This is a genomic window from Citreicella sp. C3M06 (genome assembly GCF_018860705.1).
Taxonomy (GTDB): domain Bacteria; phylum Pseudomonadota; class Alphaproteobacteria; order Rhodobacterales; family Rhodobacteraceae; genus Salipiger.
The window spans coordinates 24,396-42,184 of record NZ_JAHKQA010000073.1 but is presented as its reverse complement, the minus strand read 5'-3'; the positions used below and the strand labels follow the sequence as shown (position 1 = coordinate 42,184).

Sequence of the window (17,789 nt, the reverse complement as noted above, 5' to 3'; positions counted from 1 at the left end):
GGTTCGCTGCGGGCGTGGTGGAACGGTAGACACAAGCGACTTAAAATCGCTAGGGCATTGCCCGTGCGGGTTCGATTCCCGCCGCCCGCACCAATGTCCGGGCGGCGTCTCGGCAGAGACCTTGGCTTGAACTGATACGTCATTTCTGCCTGCCGCATGGCGCGGCGCTGCCTTCGCTGTATGATCAGATCATCGCACCAATCGCGCCGCGTTCCGGCGATTTTCGTGCCTTTGCGCATCACATGTGCGCGGCATCGGGCGGACTCGGTCTGGCCTACCTTCGACCTTCGGCCAATGGTCACGTCATCCAGCCAGGTTGGGGCTGATTCCCGAAGAAACCACAAAGAAGGATATTGAGTGAAACCCGCTGAAGCGTTTGAAAGTTATAGTCTGACCGAGGCCGAGATGGCCTATATCGTCGGGGTTGAAGAAGATACGTTGCGGAGCTGGCGCAGGAACGGCAAGGTGCTTGAGGGGATATCGCGAGACTTCTACATCTTCAGCAACACCTATGAGGTCTATAATCAGGCGAATCCCTGCACCTATACTTCTTCCAAGACAACGTTATTCGAACTTCCCAGCGATGTCGTGGACCGTGCGGAACAAGTGATCGCTGGCAGTCAAGGTGCACATGCCGCGGCAGAGATGCGGCAGGCCTACGACGCTGAAATGACGCGTTTGCGCGATGCTGGCCAAGTCTGGTCAGCAAGAGCTCGGGATTAACAGCAACAGCTAAGGGCGCGATGTTGCTCTGGCATCTCACCAAAACAAGAAGCCCCTATCGCTAGGGGCTTTTTACATCAGGCAAGTCTTTGATTTTTAATGGTACCGCCTACCCGGCTCGAACGGGTGACCTCTTGATCCACAATCAAGCGCTCTAACCTACTGAGCTAAGGCGGCACGATGGAGGGGGACATAACGCCCACTCAAATTGATTGCAAGTCGGAATTCCGCAGGAAAAGCACGCGATCCCAGCATTGTTCGATCAGCGCGGCGCCATAGCTGTGCACGGGGCGCGTTGCGTGTGGCGTAAAGCCGTTTTCGCGCGCGTCGAGCCTGCCATGCGTGTCGAGCAGCCAGCGCCGGTCCGGCGGGATGCAAACGGTGATGCGCACCCGGGCCATGGCTGCGCGACCTCAGGCGCGCGCTTGCAAATCGAGCGCTCCGGCGCTAGGCCTGCGCGATCTTTTTGGCCTCCTCCGGGGGCCGCGACAGGGACATGTGTATCATGGGCATCAATACCGAACGCGACGTCGAGGCGAACCTTCAGATCGGCCCCACCGACAAGGGCATGGTGCGGCTGTTCGTGCTTGCCGGAGACCTTGAGATTCCGATGGATTTCCATCCCGAGGAGGCCGAAGAGATCGCCGAAGAGCTGCGTGCCGCCGCCGCCACCGCCCGCAAGGTCAAGACCCGGCGCTAACCGGCACCATCCAGAAGCGCTCCGGGATCGCGCAGCGCCTGCAGACGGCGCGCCGCATGGACCGCAAAGCGGCGCACCAGCGCATTGCGCCGGGCGCCGGGCAGTTTCGATTCCGGCCCCATGCGCAGGATCTCCGCATCATAGGCATCGGCGATGATCAGCCCGGTGCCATCGGGCAGCAGATCGGTGGGAAACTGCTCGTCGACCGCCCAGAAATAACGGTCGCACCAATCAAGATAGCCCTGCCACTTGCCATCCGACAGGAAATCGGCGCGGCTGCTCTTGCATTCGATCACCCAGATCTCGCCCTTGGGCCCCAGCGCCATCACGTCGACGCGTTTGCCGCGTTCGGGCACGAATTCCTCGATCACGGCAAAGCCGTGCCCTGCCGACAGGTGGCGGCACACGCCCCGCGCAAGCAGCTGGCCGGGCATCAAAAGCGGATCAGGGGCGCTCATCATGCGCTGATGATATGAACAATACGTGAACGAAGGCAAGCCCGCCGCGGCTCACCCTTCCTTGAGCGCCGCGCGCACCTATCTGACACAGGTTGCAACCCAGGGAGTTCCCGCGATGACCGAAATCCACGGCTCCAAGGCCCGTGGCGTACGCCATGCCCGCGAACTGCAAGACCACTTGATCTGGCTCGACACGTTTTCGGGCACTGCGCTCGGGGTGCTGGCGGTGGCGTCGGGAATCTATACCTATCTCGGGGTCTCGTCGCTGCTCGATGACAACGGCGCCATGTCGGTGTTCGCTGCGGTTGCCTATTCGGTCGCGGTCTCGGTGGGGATCTTCGTGTTCTGGTCCTACCTGATGCGGCTGTTTCCGGCGGTGAAGACAGCCCGCGCGCGCGCCGGGCTGCTGGCGGCGATGGGGGCAGGGTGCCTTGCCATCGTCGCCATGTCGTCGTGGCTCAACGCTGCGGCGCTGGCTGGCTCGGCGGCGGTGGAACAGCATCTTGCCAAGACGGTGCAGGATTATCAGGCCTCGCTCGAGCGCACGCATGAAATCGCCCTGTCGGCGCAATCGCTGGAACGCGATGTCGCCCGCGTGCGCCAGAGCTTCGAGGATCTGTCCGAACAAGAGGCCGCCGGCACGCTGTCGGGCCTTGCCGGGCGCGGCGCGGTGTTCCGGGTGCTGCGCCAGAAATCCGCCGAACTGACGGGGCTGGAAACCCAGATCGCCGGGCAGACGCCGCTGGTGCAGCAAGCCTTTGAACAGGGCAACGCCATCCTGTCGCGGATGCGCGCGCTGACGGTCGAACCCGGCCCGGTCGAGGCCCGCTCGGTGGAATTCTCCGAAGCTGCGGTGCAGTTGCAGGGGCTGCTCGCGCAGCTGCGCCAGCTGTCGGTGGCGCCGCTGGTGGAACGCGCGGCGCAGGATCTGTCGGCCTCGGTGGTCCTGCCCGATCTCGACGGTAGCACCGAAGAGATTCGCGGCAATCAGACCGCCACGATCGATTCCGTGCTTGCCGCGCTGGCCAGCCGCGCCGCCACGCTCGAACAGGCTGCGCGCGCGGTCACGGCGATGGCCCCCGCGAGCGAGGTCACCTACACGCCGGTCTCTTCCGCCGACGCGGTGATCCTCTATGCACGCAACTTCGTGCCGTCCTGGGCGGGGGCAATCGCCATCGACCTGCTGCCCGCGGTGCTTGTGTTCATCGTCGCCGTCACGCAAGGGGTGATCCGCGAGAACCGCGAGGGCAGCGGCATCGAAGACAGCATGAGCCTTGCCGAACTGCGCGCTGCCCTGGCCGCACTGCGCGATGTCGAAGCCGACCTCGCCAAGCTGCCCCCCACGCCAGACCCCGCCGCAGGAAACGAGCCTGAGATCCCGCGCCTGCAAGATCGGGCAAGCTGATGGCGATGAGCGTGAGCCGCGTCCTCAGCGGCATCCTTGGGGTTCAGATCGTGCTGGGCGCGCTTCTGGTGGTCGGAGACGTGCAGGACGGGCTGCGCATGCCCTCCTTCGGCCCCTCTGCTCCGCGCCTCAGCGAACCGGTGCGGCCCGGCGATCAGCGCCGCCTGTACAATCCAGACTACCAGCGCCCGCCGCTCGACCCTGCCCGCAATCCCGGCGACTTGCCCAAGCGGCTGACCCTGACGCAGGACAGCGGCACCACTTGGCGACTCGAAGGCGCCATCGCGGGCGGCGACGCAGAGCGCATCATCGACCAGCTGACCGCCGCCGATCCCGCCATCGCCACCCTGATCCTGCAAAGCCCGGGCGGCTCTGTTCAGGACGCTCTGCAGATCGGGCGCCACCTGCGCGATGCGGGCATCGGCACGGCGATGCTGCGCGGCGAGATCTGCTATTCCGCCTGTCCCTACCTCTTCGTGGGCGGCACCGAGCGCCGCATCGAAGATGGCGCCTCGCTTGGCGTGCACCAGCATTACTTCGGCGAAAGCACGATCCTGCCCGCCTTCGTCGCCGTCGAGAGCATCCAGCGCGGACAAGGCGAAGTGATGACCTATCTCAATGACATGGGGATCGATCCGATGGTCATGCAACACGCCCTGACCACCCCGTCAGACGAGATCTACGTGCTGCTTCCCGAAGAACTCGACCGATACGGTTTCGAAACTGCCACAGACAGTTGAAGCCCTGCGCCGCGCCCGCCCTTCATCTTGCCAGATAAACTCCGGGGGGTGAGGCCGCAGGCCGAGGGGGGCTGGCCCCCCTGCAACGCCACCCCTCCGCAGCAATTTCAACGAAAGATGACAACAAGGGATTGCCGGAACCGGTCCGCGCCCCTACATGGCGGTCAGGCGGGTTTCTGCGCTCCTCGTGCATGGTTGCATTCCGGTGGCCTTAAGCAATTCCGAGGGAGCTGGCTCTGTCCGGGCCCTGGCCCGTTTACCTGGCGCCCACCTGTACATACAGGTCCTCGGGAATGAGATAACCCCACGGTTGCCGCGGTTCCCGCCACTTTGCCTGACGCTGCAAAGAAAAACCGCCCCGCGGGGCGCTCGATCAAAGCGGGCGGCCGCGCGCCGACGGGGCTTTGATCCGCACTGTTGCGGGCGCCATCGTCGCGCCCGGCATCCGTTTGCCGCCAGGGGGCGCCGCGCCGTCATCGCCCATCCGCATGATCGAGATCGCGAACTGCACCCCGGCAAACACCAGCCCGTTGAACAGCCACAGCAGGAACACCGCAAGCAAACCCGCCTCGCTGCTGGTCACGAGGTGATACAGGTTCGCCACGTTCAGCCACAGCAGCAGCCCGACGAACACAGCCGACAGGGCAAAGCCGGCGACAACCTGAACGATATAAAGACGGATGAGCTTGGGCATCACGCAATACTCCCTTGGCATTTTTTTCATGCGACGGTGTATGTCGCTACCTTGATGCCGTACCGCTGCCAGCCGGATGCACCATCACGAGGGCGACTTTATCACGATAATGTAATATGATGGCGAGTGAAATCGGCCCATTCGTCGCAGTTTTGCACCACCCGCGCAGCGTCATGAAAATAATCCTCTTTGCGCGGCGGAAGCTGGGGTTTGCTGCGTTCACATACGAATTGACTCCAATTTGGAAGTTCAGTTTCAACCCCGCGCCGGATCATTGTCTCGAGAGGTTCCATGCAGTTTTTCCTTCGCACCATCCCCCGCGCCGCCGTTTGCGCGCTTGCTCTGTCCCTTGCCACGTCCGCCGCGGCGCAGCAGGGGCCGGGCGCGTCGGGCCCGGGAGGCGGTGCAACCGCTGTCGGCATCGTCACGCTGCAAACGCAGGATGTGCCCTTCACCATCACCGTGCCGGGCCGCGCCGTTGCTTACCAGCAGGTCGACATCCGCCCGCGGGTCGGCGGCATGATCTCGGAAATCGTCTATCAGTCCGGCCGCCCGGTCAAAGCGGGCGACGTGCTGTTCCGCATCGAAGACGACACCTATCAGGCCGATGTTGACGCCGCGCAGGCGTCGGTGGATCTGTCGCAGGCCTCGGTCGAAGATGCCCAGCAGACCGTCGATCGCTACACCCGTCTGCTTGGCACCGGCATCACTCAGGAAGAACTCGGCACCGCGCAGGTCGCGCTGAAACAGGCGCAGGCGGATCTCAGCTCGGCCAAAGCCGCGCTTGCGGTGGCGCAGCTTGACCTAGAGCGCACCCAGATCACCAGCCCCATCGATGGCTTTCCCTCGGTGCCGGATGTGTCGGTCGGCACGCTGGTGACGGCGGCGCAGACCGACGCACTGACCACAGTGACCCAGTCCAACCCTATCTATGTCGATGTGGCCGAAAGCAGCCGCCGCATCGGCGAGATCCGCAACCAGATCGAGGCCGGCCAGCTTCAGCGCGGCGAAAGGCTTCAGGCGGCGCTGGTGCTGGAAACCGGCGAGACCTATGCGGGCGAGGGTGAGATGATCTCGCCCGGTGCCACGGTCTCGACAACCACCGGCACGCGCGAGATGCGCTTGCAATTCGCCAATGAAGAACATCGCATCGTGCCCGGCCAGTTCCTGCGCGTCGACATGACGCTTGGCAGCATGGAGGCGGTGCTGGTGCCGCAGGGCGCCACCTCGCGGTCGGCCACAGGCGCGCTGACCGCCTTCGTTGCCATGGATGGCAAGGCCGAGCAGCGGACCCTGACCGAAGAGGGCAGTTATCAGAACAGCTGGGTGGTGACCGATGGGGTCGTCGCGGGCGAGTCGCTGATCGTCGACGGGCTGAAGACCCTCTTGAATGGCGCAACCATCACCACCACGCCGGTGAGCATCGACGAAAACGGCGTGGTCAGCGATACCGCCACCAACGGGAACTGATTTGATGGGCCTCTTTTTCATCCGCCGCCCGATCTTTGCCTATGTTCTGGCGATCATGACCGTTCTGGCGGGCATCTACGGCTATTTCAGCCTGCCCGTGTCGCAATATCCCGATATCGCGCCGACCACGGTGCGCATCTCGGCCAGCTATTCCGGCGCCACCGCCTCGGCTGTGGAAAACTCGGTGACCCGCGTTATCGAAGACAACATGACCGGGCTCGAGGGCTTGCTCTACATGACAGCCCAGAGCACGCAGGGCTCGTCGTCGCTGTCGCTGGTCTTTGATGACGGCATCGACCCGTCGCAGGCGCAAAACGATGTGCAATCCAAGGTCAGTCAGGTCGAAAGCCAGCTTCCCAGCGCGGTGCAAAGCGCCGGGGTGACGGTCCGCCGGTCGAGCTCGTCGATCCTGATGGTCGGCGCGCTGGTGTCGACCGACAACAGATACAGCTCTCTCGAACTTGCCGACATCTTTGAAGAGACGCTCGAGGGGCCGATCCAGCGCACCGAAGGGGTTGGCGACATCAACCAGTTCGGCTCGGGTTATGCAATGCGGGTCTGGCTCGATCCGATCTCGCTGGCGCGCTTTCAGCTGACCGCGACCGATGTGGTCACCGCCGTCGCCAACCAGAACACCACCGTGTCGGTCGGCTCGCTCGGCGATCAGCCCACCGCGCTGGGGCAGCAATTCACCGCGACGATGACGGCGCAAAGCCAGCTGACCACGGTCGGAGAGTTCGAGAACATCCTGCTCAAGACCGACGAAGACGTCGGCGCGGTGCGCCTGTCGGATGTGGCCACGGTCGAGATCGGTCAAGAGGAGTACGGCGGCGATTCGCGCTTTGACGGGCTGAATGCGGCCGGCTTCGGGGTGAACCTTGAAACCGGCGCCAACGCGGTCGACACCGCCGCCGCGGTGCGCGAAACGCTTGCCAGACTGGAAAACTCGCTGCCCGAGGGGGTCGAGTTCCGCACCGCATACGACACCTCGCCCTTTGTCGAGCTGTCGATCGAGCAGGTCTACGACACGCTGATCGAAGCGGTGATTCTGGTCACCGCCGTGCTGATCATCTTTTTGCAAAGCTGGCGGGCGACGCTGATCCCGCTGGTCGCGGTTCCGGTGGTGCTTGCGGGCACCTTCGCGACGCTGATGATCACCGGATATTCGATCAACACGCTGACCATGTTCGCCATGGTGCTGGCCATCGGCCTGCTGGTCGATGATGCCATCGTGGTGGTCGAAAACATCGAACGCATCATGGAAGAGGACAAGCTGTCGGCCCTTGAGGCCACCAAGCGCAGCATGGGCGAGATCACCTCGGCGCTGATGGGCATCAACGTGGTGCTGGCGGCGGTGTTTTTGCCGATGGCGTTTTTCGGCGGATCGACAGGGGTGATCTATCGGCAGTTCTCGATCACCATGGTCTCGGCGATGGCGCTGTCGCTGATCTTTGCCATCGTGCTGTCACCGCCGATGGCCGCCCGGCTGCTCAAACCGTCGCACGGGCCGACGCGCTTTGCGCCCGCGCGCTGGTTCAACGCCGGCATGGAACGCTTTGTCGATGGCTACACGGCGGGGGTAAAGGCCAGCCTGAAGGCCCCGGCAATGATGCTGCTGGTGCTGGCGCTGGTGCTGGGCGGCGCATGGGCGGTCTATTCGCGGCTGAACAGCTCTTTCATTCCGACCGAGGATCAGGGCGTGCTGATGACCGTGGTCCAGCTGACCGAAGGCTCGACCAGCCAGCAGACGCTGGAAACCGTCAAGCAGATCGAAGACTACCTGCTGACCGAGGAAACCGACACCGTCGATTCAACCTTTGCCGCCTTGAGTTTCGGCTTTGCCGGAACCGGTCAGAACAACGCCTTGGTCTTCGTCAAGCTGAAGGATTTCGAAGAGCGCCAAAGCGATGCCTCCCGGTCGGCTGCGGCCTTGGCCGGGCGGGCGAATGCACGCTTTGCCGGGCATCGGGCGGGGCAGGTGATGTTCCGCCAGCCGCCCGCCATTCAGGGGCTGGGCAACACCGGCGGCTTCACGATGTATCTTGTCGATCAGGCCGGCAACGGCACCGACGCGCTGATCGAGGCCGCCAAGGATCTGGTTGCCGCGGCGCAGGCCGACGGGCGCGTGGTCAATGCCTCGGCGCGCGGCACCGACAGCGAAAGCGCGCTGCGCGTCGCCATCGATCAGGAAAAGGCCGAAAGCTTCGGCGTGTCCCTGTCGGCTGTGAACAGCATGCTCTCGACCATCTTCGGCGGCACCGAGGTCAACGATTTCGTGCTGGGCGCGTCGCTGCGGCCGGTCATCGTGATGGGGGATGCGAAGTACCGGATGCAGCCCGAGGACGTGATGAAATGGTACGCCACGAACTCGGCTGGCGAGATGGTGCCGTTCTCGGCCTTCATGACCACCAGCTGGGAGCCGGTGGCGCCCAGCCTGCAACGCTACGGTGGCAGCTCGGCGATCGAGATTTCCGGCTCGCCGGCGACCGGTCTCAGCTCGGGCGAGGCGATGGAAGCCATGGAAGAACTGGTTTCAAGCCTTGATGGCGGCTACGGCGCGGCCTGGACCGGCATCAGCTATCAGGAACGCCAGTCCGGCACGCAGGCGCCGGTGCTGTACGCGATTTCGGCGCTTGTCATCTTTCTGGCGCTCGCAGCCCTTTATGAAAGCTGGACGATTCCGTTCTCGGTGATGCTGGCGGTGCCGGTCGGGGTGCTCGGTGCCCTTACTGCAGCGTGGCTTTTTGGTCAGTCTAACGATGTTTATTTCAAGGTCGGCATGCTTACGACGATCGGACTTGCAGCGAGGAATGCTATCCTTATCGTAGAATTCGCCGAAACCCTGCGGGCGCAGGGCCGAAGCGTTATCGATGCGGCCGCAGAAGCCGCGCGACTGAGGCTACGTCCGATCCTGATGACCGCGCTGTCCTTCATCCTCGGCGTTTTGCCGCTTGCGACCGCGACAGGGGCAGGGGCCGCCGCTCAGAATGCCATCGGCACCGGGGTAATCGGGGGCATGGTGGCGTCAACATTCATCGGCATCTTCATGGTGCCAGCGCTTTACGCGCTCATCATGCGACTGGTCGTGAGGACCAAGTAGAGAGACTCGAGCACATGACATTTCGCAATTTCGCCTTCGTGCCGCTGATGGTCGGCCTCACCGCCTGCACCGTCGGCCCGGACTACAAGGCCCCCTCGGCCGTGCTGGCCACCAGCTTTGCCGAAAGCGGCGCCGCCCCCATCGGCGACGCCGCGGCGCAATACTGGTGGCGCAGCTACAATGACAGAATCCTGAACGATCTGATCGAACAGGGGCTTTCGCAGAACCTCGACATCAAATCCGCCATTTCGGCCGTAAAGGAAGCGCAGGCCGCCGCCCGCGTTACCGGCGCGCCCGAGCTGATCTCGGGCAACGTGTCGGGCAGCCGCACCATCTCGGGCAATGAAAACACCGACAGCAACAGCGTCACCGACACCGGCAGCTTCAGCCCGGCGGTGATCCTTGATCTGTTCGGGGGCGTGCGCCGTCACCGCGAGGCGGCGTTGCTGGACCTTGAATCGGCGCAGCTGGATGTCGGGACGGCGCGGCTGGCCTACCTGTCGTCGGTTGTGTCAAATTACATCGACCTGCGCTATTACCAGAACGCGCTGGCGATCACCCGGCAGACCATCCAGACCCGCCGCGATACGCTCGGGCTGGTCCAGAGCCAGCGCGAAGCGGGCGCCGCCACCGCGCTGGACGAAGCACAGGCACAGGCGGCGCTGGACGAAAGCCTCGCCAGCCTGCCGGGGCTCGAAAGCGGTTTCTACGCGGCATCTTACGCGATTGCGACGCTGCTGGCCGTCCCGGTGCAAAACATCGAAGACAGGCTGGAACGCGGTGCCGCGCAACCCAGTGTCAGAGCCGGATCGAACGTTGGCGTCCCGGCGGACCTGCTGCGCAACCGCCCCGACGTGCGCGCGGCGGAACGCAGCTACGCCTCCTCGGTGGCGGATATCGGCGTGGCCGAGGCGGATCTCTACCCGTCCTTGCAGCTGAGCGGCACGATCTCGCGATCGAATGCGGTGACCGGCTGGTCCTATGGGCCATCGGTCTCGATCCCGGTGCTGAACCGGCCGACGCTGCTGGGCGCGCGCGATGCCGCCATTGCCGCCGCCGAAAGCGCCGAGATCGATTGGCGCGCCACGGTTCTGGATGCGGTCGAGGATGTCCAGACGGCGCAGACCGACTACCTGCGCAATCTCCGCGCCGTGGCCGCCTATCAGCGCAGCGTCAACAGCTATGAGCGCGTGGTGTCGCTGTCGCGCGAAACCTACAACGGCGGCACGACCACACTGCTTGACCTGCTCGATGTGCAGCGCTCTCTGGCCAGCGCGCGCCTGACGCTGGCGTCCAACCAGCGCGATCTTGCGGCAAGCTGGGCCACGTTGCAAGTTGCGGCGGGCAAGGGCTGGGCACTGGGCACAGCCGCACCCGCGCCGTCCAGCGACAGCTGATCGGGCCTTGGGCGGGGCGATTGCGTCCCGCCCTGCCAGCCGGGGCTTTACGCCCGTGCGCGCAGACCCTATCACCCGTGGCAAACCCGTCCGCCTATAGGGATAAGAGAATGTCGCGTTACGACCCCGCCGAAATCGAGCCGAAATGGCAGGCCGCCTGGGATGAGGCCCTGACCTTCAAGGCGTCCGACGACACGTCGAAGCCGAAATATTACGTGCTGTCGATGTTTCCCTACCCGTCCGGGCGCATCCATATCGGCCATGTGCGCAACTACACGCTGTCGGACGTGATTGCGCGCTACAAATTGGCGGGCGGGCACAACGTGCTGCACCCGATGGGGTTCGACGCCTTCGGCATGCCGGCTGAAAACGCCGCGATGGCCAATGGCGGCCACCCCAAGGACTGGACCTACGGCAACATCGACGACATGGTCGCGCAGATGAAGCCGATGGGCTGGTCCTTTGACTGGTCGCGCAAATTCGCCACCTGTGACGAGGATTACTACGGCCAGCAGCAGGCCTTGTTCCTCGACATGCTCGAGGCCGGGCTGATCTACCGCAAGAACGCCATGGTCAACTGGGACCCCGTCGACATGACCGTGCTGGCCAACGAGCAGGTCGAGAACGGGCGTGGCTGGCGCTCCGGCGCGCTGGTGGAACGCAAAGAGCTGACGCAGTGGTTCTTCCGCATCTCCGATTTCTCGGACGAGCTGCTCGAAGGGCTGGACACGCTCGATGACTGGCCCGCCAAGGTCAAGCTGATGCAGGCCAACTGGATCGGCCGCTCGCGCGGGCTGCAATTCGCGTTTTCCACCGTCAATGCGCCCGAAGGCCATGACCGGATCGAGGTTTACACCACCCGCCCTGACACCCTGCTGGGCGCAAGCTTTGTCGGCATCTCGCCCGACCATCCGCTGGCCAAGGTGCTGGAGCGTGACAACCCCGAAGTTGCCGCCTTTACCGCCGAATGCCGCAAGGGTGGCACCACCGAAGAGGCCATCGAGACCGCCGAAAAGCTCGGGTTTGACACCGGCATCACCGTGCGCCACCCCTTCGACACAGCGGTCGAGCTGCCGGTCTATATCGCCAATTTCATCCTGATGGATTACGGCACCGGCGCGGTCTTCGGCTGCCCCGGCCATGACGCCCGCGACCATGAATTCGCGACCAAATACGGCCTGCCCATCGTCGAGACCTTCGAGCCCATCGAGGGCGGCATCGACATCAAGGCCGAACCCTTTGTGCCGCAGAAAACGGAAAAGGTCCGCTACACCCGCCTGATCGCGGGCGAAGAGATCCAGACCAGCGAAGAGGCGGTCGAGGCCGCCGTGGCCTTCTGCGAGGCCAATGGCGTCGGGCAGGGGGTCACCAAGTACCGCCTGCGCGACTGGGGCCTGTCGCGCCAGCGCTACTGGGGCTGTCCGATCCCGGTGGTGCATTGCGAGACCTGCGGCACGGTGCCCGAAAAGAAAGAAAACCTGCCCATCGCGCTGCCCTACGACAATGGCGGTGAGGCGATCGATTTCGCGATCCCCGGCAACCCGCTTGACCGGCACCCGACATGGCGCGATTGCGCCTGCCCGTCCTGCGGCGGGGCGGCAAAGCGTGAAACCGACACGATGGACACCTTCGTCGACAGCTCGTGGTATTTCGCCCGCTTCACCGCGCCGCGCGCAAAAACGCCCACCGACATGGATAAGGCGGGCTACTGGATGACCGTCGACCAATATGTCGGTGGCATCGAACACGCGATTTTGCACCTGCTCTATTCGCGCTTCTTCACCCGCGCGATGATCCAGACTGGCCATCTGCCCGAGTCCTGTGCCGAGCCGTTCAAGGCGCTGTTCACCCAAGGCATGGTGACCCACGCCATCTACCAGACCACCAGCGACGCGGGCCGCCCGGTCTATCACTACCCCGAAGAAGTGGTTTCCATACCATTCGAAGGTAAGAGCGTGGTTGTTCTCAAGAAAGCGTTTGAAGAACAGGGCATGGACGTAGACAACGAGGCGCATCGCCAAGCTGTTGCGACTGCTTTCCATGACTTTCCGCATTGGGGCGTTGAGGTTGTACCCTCGGCCAAAATGTCGAAATCCAAGAACAACGTGGTCGATCCGGTCGCCATCATCGAGCAATACGGCGCTGACACCGCGCGCTGGTTCGTGCTCTCCGACAGCCCGCCCGAGCGGGACGTGGAATGGACAGCCTCGGGTGCCGAGGCCGCCAACCGCCACCTTGGCCGGGTGTTCCGCGCCTGCGCCGAGATCGCCGAATCCGAGGTGCCGCCCACCGGCGAAGACGAGGCGCTCGCCCGCGAGATGCACAAGGCGATCCGCGATGTGACGCTGGCCATTGAAAGCTTTGGCTTCAACGCGGCCATCGCGCGGCTTTACGCCTTTACCAACGCGCTGACCAAGTCGCGCGCCGGAAGCGAGACCAAGCGCGCGGCAGCCAAGGCGCTGGCGCAGCTGATGTCGCCGATGACGCCGCACCTGTCCGAGGAAATCTGGTCGCTGCTGGGCGGCGAAGGGCTGATCGCCAACGCGCCGTGGCCGGTGGCCGATGAGGCGATGCTGGTCGAAGACAGCGTGACCCTGCCGATTCAGGTCAACGGCAAGCGCCGGGGCGAGCTGACCGTGCCGGTCGACATGGCCAAGGACGAGATCGAAAAGCTGGTGCTGGCCCATTCCGCCGTCGAGCGGGCGCTGAACGGGGCCGCGCCGAAAAAGCTGATCGTTGTGCCGGGGCGGATCGTCAATGTGGTCGCCTGATCGCCGGTGGGTCCTGCTGGGGCTCGGGGCGCTCGCCGCTTGCGGCTTCACCCCGGTCTACGGGCCGCAGGGCGGCGGCAGCAAGCTGCTCGGCAGCATTGCGCTGCCCGATCCGGAGGATAGTGACGACTACGCCTTCAACCTGCGCTTCGAGGAGCGCATGGGGCGCGCTTCCGGCCCCTATGCGCTGGTGCGCGACATCACGGTGAATTCCACCGGGCTTGGCAGCCTCGCGGACGGGACCACCACGCGCTATCAGCTGACCGGGCGCGCGACCTACGCGCTGATGCCGGTTGGCGGCAGCGAGGTGCTGATCTCGGGGCGGACCGACGCGTTTACCGGCTATTCGGTTACCGGCTCCAGCGCCTCGCGGCAGGCGTCGCAAAGCGATGCGCGCCAGCGCTTGATGATCCTTCTGGCGGATCAGGTCATCGACCGGCTGCTGCTTGACGCGGACAAGCTGGCGCCATGAAACTGACGGGGCGGGACGCGCAGGCTTTCTTTCGCAAGCCCGACCCGACTCGCGCGGGCGTGCTGCTGTTCGGCGATGACACCATGCGCGTCGCGCACCGCCGCCAGCAGGTTATCGCCGCGCTGATCGGCCCCGAGGGCGAGGCCGAAATGCGCCACACCCGCATTCCCGCCGCCGATCTGCGCCGCGATCCGGCGCTGCTGCTGGATGCGATCAAGGCGCAGGGGTTTTTCCCCGGCCCGCGCGTCGCCTTTGTCGAAGACGCTGGCGACGGGCTGGCCGACACGCTGAAACCCGCGCTTGAGGATTGGCGCGAGGGTGATGCGCAGGTCATCGTCACCGCCGGTCAGCTCAGCGGCAAATCCAAGCTGCGAAAGCTGTTCGAGGGGCATCGCAACGCGCTGTCCATCGGCATCTATTCCGAACCCCCGGGCCGCGAAGAGATCGAGGCGGCGCTGCGCAAGGCCGGGCTTGAACAGATCGACCGCGCCGCGTGGGATGCGCTTGAATCGCTGGCGCGGGCGCTCGAGCCGGGCGATTTCCGTCAGGTTTTGGAAAAGGTCTCGCTTTACAAACTGGACGATCCCGCGCCGCTGACCCCGGATGAGGTGATGGCCTGCGCGCCGGCCTCGATCGAAGCAGAGCTGGATGACATCCTGCATGTGGTCGCCGAAGGCCGCTCGGCCGAGATCGGCCCGCTGATGCAGCGGCTGGCGGCGCAGGGGATGAACCCGGTGACCTTGCTGATCATGGCGATGCGGCATTTCCGGGTGCTGTATACGCTGGCCTCGGCGCGGGGCGGGCCCTCGGCGGCGGTGCAGAGCCTGCGCCCGCCGCTGTTCGGGCCGCGGCGCGAGCGGATGCTGCGGCAGGCGCAGGGCTGGTCGGCCGACGGGCTGGAACGGGCGCTGGGGATGCTGATGGACACCGACCTGTCGCTGCGCTCGGCTGGGCAGCGCGCCCCGGCCATGGCGCTGGTCGAGCGCGGCTTTGTGCGGCTGGCATGGCTGGCCAACCGGCGCTGACTATTCGATTGGCACCCCGAACAGCGTGATCGCCGCGCCCAGCAGCGCCAGCGCGCCAAACAGCGCCGCCCTTGTACCGCGCGCCCCGCGCCATGCGATCAGGCATTGCAGGGCGTAATAGGCGGCAAAGGCCCGCGAGGCATAGGCGATGATCTGGAACACATCCGCGCCCCATGTCAGCATCAGCCCGAACCCGACCAGCGCCGCATAGCAGACCCGCAGCGGCACCCGCCGCCGGGTCAGCTCCTCGACCAGCCCGCCTGCGCCGCCGGTGTCGGCCACCGCCGCGCTGAACTGCGCCGCCAATGCGGCCGCCGTCAACAGCAATGGCAGGATCGGCGAGACCTGCGCCATCATCCCGATGATCGCCGTCTCGTCCAGCGCCCCGTCTGGCGTATCGAAGGCATAGGCCAGCATCGCCACATAGACCATGTAGATCGCCGCCGAGACGATCTGCGCCAGTTTCATCGACCGGATGCGGGTGGCCGCGTCGTATTCATCGCCAAGATAGCGCGAGGTTTCAAAGCCCTGCACCGTGACGATCAGGCCGAAACCGATGGCGAGTCCGCTCCAGCCGGTCTCGCTTGGCGCATCGATCCGCAGCCCGCCCTGCGATGCCAGCCCGGCGACATACCACGCCAGCCCCGCCAGCAACCCGGCGATGATCGCCAGTTTCAGCCCGACGCTGACCTGTTCCAGCCGTTCGAGCGCCGCAAACCCCTTGCGCCAGCCGATGACAAGGATTGCCAGCAGCACCGCGCTGGTCAGCACCCGCGCATACACCGTGTCGTTCCACGGCGTCAGATGGGTGCCAAAGGCGCCCAGAAGGTTGAGGTAATAGGCGACAGAGATGAAATAGGCGACGGCCAGCGCCCATGAGGCCAGCGTCTCGACCCGCTCTTCGAAGGCGCTGCGCACGCCTGCCGCGCGGCGGGCGATGTTGGCCCTTATCGCCGTGCCAAAGCCCCAGGCCACAAGACACAGCGCCGCCATGGCCAGCGGGGCAAAGCCCCCGTAGGCAGCGTTCAGCACCGGCCCGAGCACGAGGAACCCGCTGCCGATGATCGAGGCCAGCGGGGTGATCGTGGCGCGCCACAGCGTGGCTTTTGCCAGCCGGGGCCAAGCGAGGAACGCACCCGCGCTCAGGGTGATCGCAAGGATGAGGATCGTCTGCATGACGCGAGGTTTAGGCGCTTTGAGCGCGCCGGAAAAGCGCGGGTTGCGCTCTGCGCCTGCGACACATACGCTCGCGCCGGGACAGGCAGGACATCCACGCAAGAGGCGGGCGCAATGCATGAATTCCGGGTGCAGGTCTATTACGAAGACACCGATATGGCGGGCATCGTCTATCATGCCAACTACCTGAAATACATCGAGCGGGCCCGGTCGGACTGGGTCCGCAGCCTTGGCGTCGACCAGAACGCGCTGCGCGAGCACGAGGGCGTGGTGTTCGTTCTGCGCCGGATCGAAGCCGATTACCGCGCCCCCGCCAGATTTGGCGAGGATCTGATGGTGACCACCCGCACCGCATCGGTCAGCGGCGTGCGGCTGGTGCTGCATCAGGAGGTGCTCAAGGCCGGCGCGCCGCTGTTCACCGCCGAGGTGACGCTGGTTGCCATGACCCTCGACGGGCTGCCGACGCGCCTGCCGCAGCAGATCCGGCGCAAGGTGCACTGATTGCGCGGCTCTGGCATGGGCCACGTCACGTCGCCCGATGCCGAAGGCGGGATCGGGGATGTCCGGACCGAAGTCGGACTGCGTGCCACGCTGCTGATGGACGGGGCGTTCTGCTGACAAGAGAGCTTGCCCCCGAACCGCTGCGCGACGCACCGCGCTGATCCGATTGGCCAATGGCAAGGGCGAAGGCATCCTACGCTCTGCCGGTCCTTCGCCCGCGGATCGCGGCTGCATCACCGGCGGCCAGCACATGTGCGATGCGCCCGCTGCGTGGCCCGGCGTCGATCATATGCCCTCCACATGGCGGGCCACTCGGCGCACATCCGCCGACGATAATTCGTCCCGCGTCAGGATGTAACGACCCACACGTCAATGTGTTGGCGTTGGCTCTGCAAATCCGTTAGAATCACGGATAACGAGAGCCTCGTACACAGGGGCCCGACGAGAGAAGAGCAGGCTTATGGATCCAAACACCCTTGCGGTCGCGCAGGAGATAGATTTCTCCATGTGGGGCCTTTTCGCGCGTGCCACGCTGACGGTGAAGCTGGTGATGCTGATGCTGGTGCTGTCCTCGATCTGGGGTTGGGCGATCATCGGCGAAAAGCTGGTGAGCTACCGCCGCGCCCGACGCGAGTCGCGCCGCTTTGACGAGGCGTTCTGGTCGGGCGAGCCGCTCGACGAGCTGTATGACCAGATCGGCGCAGCGCCCAAGGGCCGCTCGCAGCGGGTCTTTGCCGCTGGCATGACCGAATGGCGCCGCTCGCACCGGGAAGATGGCGGCATGATCGCCGGGGCGCATGCCCGCATCGACCGTTCGATGGACGTGGCGATCCTCAAGGAATCCGAAAGCCTGCAAAAGGGTCTGCCGGTGCTGGCGACGGTCGCGTCTGCCGCGCCCTTCGTCGGGCTGTTCGGCACGGTCTGGGGCATCATGCATGCCTTCATCGAGATCGCGCAGCAGCAGGACACCTCGCTTGTGGTCGTGGCCCCCGGCATCGCCGAGGCGCTGTTTGCCACGGCGCTTGGCCTTGTCGCGGCGATCCCGGCGGTGATCTTTTACAACAAGCTCTCTGCCGACAGCGACCGGATCATCGCCGGATACGAAGCCTTTGCCGACGAATTCTCGACCATCCTCTCGCGCCAGCTGGATTCCTGAT

At 64.8% G+C, this 17,789-nt stretch carries 17 protein-coding genes and 2 tRNA genes; 13 read left to right on the top strand and 6 right to left on the bottom strand.

What is annotated here, in order from left to right:
* Nucleotides 1–8: 8 nt before the first annotated feature.
* Nucleotides 9–93, top strand: a tRNA-Leu gene (locus KO516_RS17030).
* Nucleotides 94–357: 264 nt separating this feature from the next.
* The gene (locus KO516_RS17025; RefSeq protein ID WP_216004991.1) at nucleotides 358–723 is read left to right on the top strand and encodes a hypothetical protein; all 366 of its coding nucleotides are present in this window, start codon (nucleotides 358–360) and stop codon (nucleotides 721–723) included.
* Between the two features lie 100 nt (nucleotides 724–823).
* Here KO516_RS17025 and KO516_RS17020 read toward each other — a convergent pair.
* Both KO516_RS17020 and KO516_RS17015 read right to left on the bottom strand, forming a co-directional pair.
* Nucleotides 824–900 (bottom strand) — tRNA-His (locus KO516_RS17020).
* A gap of 26 nt (nucleotides 901–926) precedes the next feature.
* Nucleotides 927–1,124: a hypothetical protein gene (locus KO516_RS17015; RefSeq protein WP_216004990.1), complete on the bottom strand. Its 198-nt coding sequence runs from the start codon at nucleotides 1,122–1,124 to the stop codon at nucleotides 927–929.
* Between the two features lie 104 nt (nucleotides 1,125–1,228).
* Here KO516_RS17015 and KO516_RS17010 point away from each other — a divergent pair, with 104 nt between their 5' ends.
* On the top strand, nucleotides 1,229–1,423 hold the full coding sequence (locus KO516_RS17010) for a DUF6324 family protein (RefSeq protein ID WP_216004989.1): 195 nt from the start codon (nucleotides 1,229–1,231) through the stop codon (nucleotides 1,421–1,423).
* On the opposite strand, the gene KO516_RS17005 is transcribed toward KO516_RS17010, so the two are convergent.
* The gene (locus KO516_RS17005; RefSeq protein WP_252737674.1) at nucleotides 1,420–1,857 is read right to left on the bottom strand and encodes an MmcB family DNA repair protein; all 438 of its coding nucleotides are present in this window, start codon (nucleotides 1,855–1,857) and stop codon (nucleotides 1,420–1,422) included. The two genes, KO516_RS17010 and KO516_RS17005, sit on opposite strands and share 4 nt — an antisense overlap.
* A gap of 139 nt (nucleotides 1,858–1,996) precedes the next feature.
* Between KO516_RS17005 and KO516_RS17000 the strand changes: the two genes are divergently transcribed.
* Entirely contained in the window at nucleotides 1,997–3,286 is a 1,290-nt protein-coding gene (locus tag KO516_RS17000) for a hypothetical protein (protein ID WP_252737673.1), read from the top strand.
* Nucleotides 3,287–3,291: 5 nt separating this feature from the next.
* A complete protein-coding gene (locus KO516_RS16995; protein ID WP_252737681.1) occupies nucleotides 3,292–4,026 on the top strand; it encodes a hypothetical protein in 735 nt (244 codons plus the stop codon).
* Between the two features lie 373 nt (nucleotides 4,027–4,399).
* Here the strand turns inward: KO516_RS16995 and KO516_RS16990 are convergent, their stop codons facing one another.
* Nucleotides 4,400–4,720 (bottom strand): hypothetical protein, encoded by a 321-nt coding sequence (locus KO516_RS16990; protein ID WP_216004986.1) that lies wholly within the window; start codon nucleotides 4,718–4,720, stop codon nucleotides 4,400–4,402.
* Between the two features lie 101 nt (nucleotides 4,721–4,821).
* Nucleotides 4,822–5,013: a hypothetical protein gene (locus KO516_RS16985; RefSeq protein ID WP_216004985.1), complete on the bottom strand. Its 192-nt coding sequence runs from the start codon at nucleotides 5,011–5,013 to the stop codon at nucleotides 4,822–4,824.
* On the opposite strand from KO516_RS16985, the gene KO516_RS16980 reads away from it, so the two are divergent.
* The 6 genes from KO516_RS16980 to holA all read left to right on the top strand — a co-directional run bounded on the left by KO516_RS16980 (nucleotide 5,012) and on the right by holA (nucleotide 14,955).
* The gene (locus tag KO516_RS16980; protein WP_216004984.1) at nucleotides 5,012–6,190 is read left to right on the top strand and encodes an efflux RND transporter periplasmic adaptor subunit; all 1,179 of its coding nucleotides are present in this window, start codon (nucleotides 5,012–5,014) and stop codon (nucleotides 6,188–6,190) included. The two genes, KO516_RS16985 and KO516_RS16980, sit on opposite strands and share 2 nt — an antisense overlap.
* A 4-nt stretch (nucleotides 6,191–6,194) precedes the next feature.
* A complete protein-coding gene (locus tag KO516_RS16975) occupies nucleotides 6,195–9,290 on the top strand; it encodes an efflux RND transporter permease subunit (protein WP_216004983.1) in 3,096 nt (1,031 codons plus the stop codon).
* 14 nt (nucleotides 9,291–9,304) lie between these two features.
* Complete coding sequence (locus KO516_RS16970; protein WP_216004982.1) at nucleotides 9,305–10,687, top strand: efflux transporter outer membrane subunit; 1,383 nt, start codon at nucleotides 9,305–9,307, stop codon at nucleotides 10,685–10,687.
* A 110-nt stretch (nucleotides 10,688–10,797) separates the two neighbouring features.
* Complete coding sequence (gene leuS, locus KO516_RS16965) at nucleotides 10,798–13,458, top strand: leucine--tRNA ligase (protein WP_216004981.1); 2,661 nt, start codon at nucleotides 10,798–10,800, stop codon at nucleotides 13,456–13,458.
* The gene (gene lptE, locus KO516_RS16960) at nucleotides 13,445–13,930 is read left to right on the top strand and encodes an LPS assembly lipoprotein LptE (protein ID WP_216004980.1); all 486 of its coding nucleotides are present in this window, start codon (nucleotides 13,445–13,447) and stop codon (nucleotides 13,928–13,930) included. The genes leuS and lptE overlap by 14 nt, the downstream gene beginning before the upstream one ends.
* Nucleotides 13,927–14,955, top strand: coding sequence for a DNA polymerase III subunit delta (gene holA, locus KO516_RS16955; RefSeq protein WP_216004979.1), 1,029 nt, complete (start codon nucleotides 13,927–13,929; stop codon nucleotides 14,953–14,955). Before lptE ends, holA begins: the two co-directional genes overlap by 4 nt.
* Here the strand turns inward: holA and KO516_RS16950 are convergent, their stop codons facing one another.
* Nucleotides 14,956–16,131 carry a hypothetical protein gene (locus KO516_RS16950; RefSeq protein WP_216004978.1) on the bottom strand — a complete coding sequence of 392 codons (1,176 nt, stop codon included), beginning with the start codon at nucleotides 16,129–16,131 and terminating at the stop codon, nucleotides 14,956–14,958.
* A 114-nt stretch (nucleotides 16,132–16,245) separates the two neighbouring features.
* On the opposite strand from KO516_RS16950, the gene ybgC reads away from it, so the two are divergent.
* Together ybgC and tolQ are read left to right on the top strand one after the other, a co-directional pair.
* Complete coding sequence (ybgC, locus tag KO516_RS16945) at nucleotides 16,246–16,632, top strand: tol-pal system-associated acyl-CoA thioesterase (protein ID WP_216004977.1); 387 nt, start codon at nucleotides 16,246–16,248, stop codon at nucleotides 16,630–16,632.
* Between the two features lie 460 nt (nucleotides 16,633–17,092).
* On the top strand, nucleotides 17,093–17,788 hold the full coding sequence (tolQ, locus tag KO516_RS16940) for a protein TolQ (RefSeq protein ID WP_216004976.1): 696 nt from the start codon (nucleotides 17,093–17,095) through the stop codon (nucleotides 17,786–17,788).
* The last annotated feature ends 1 nt before the right edge of the window (nucleotide 17,789 follow it).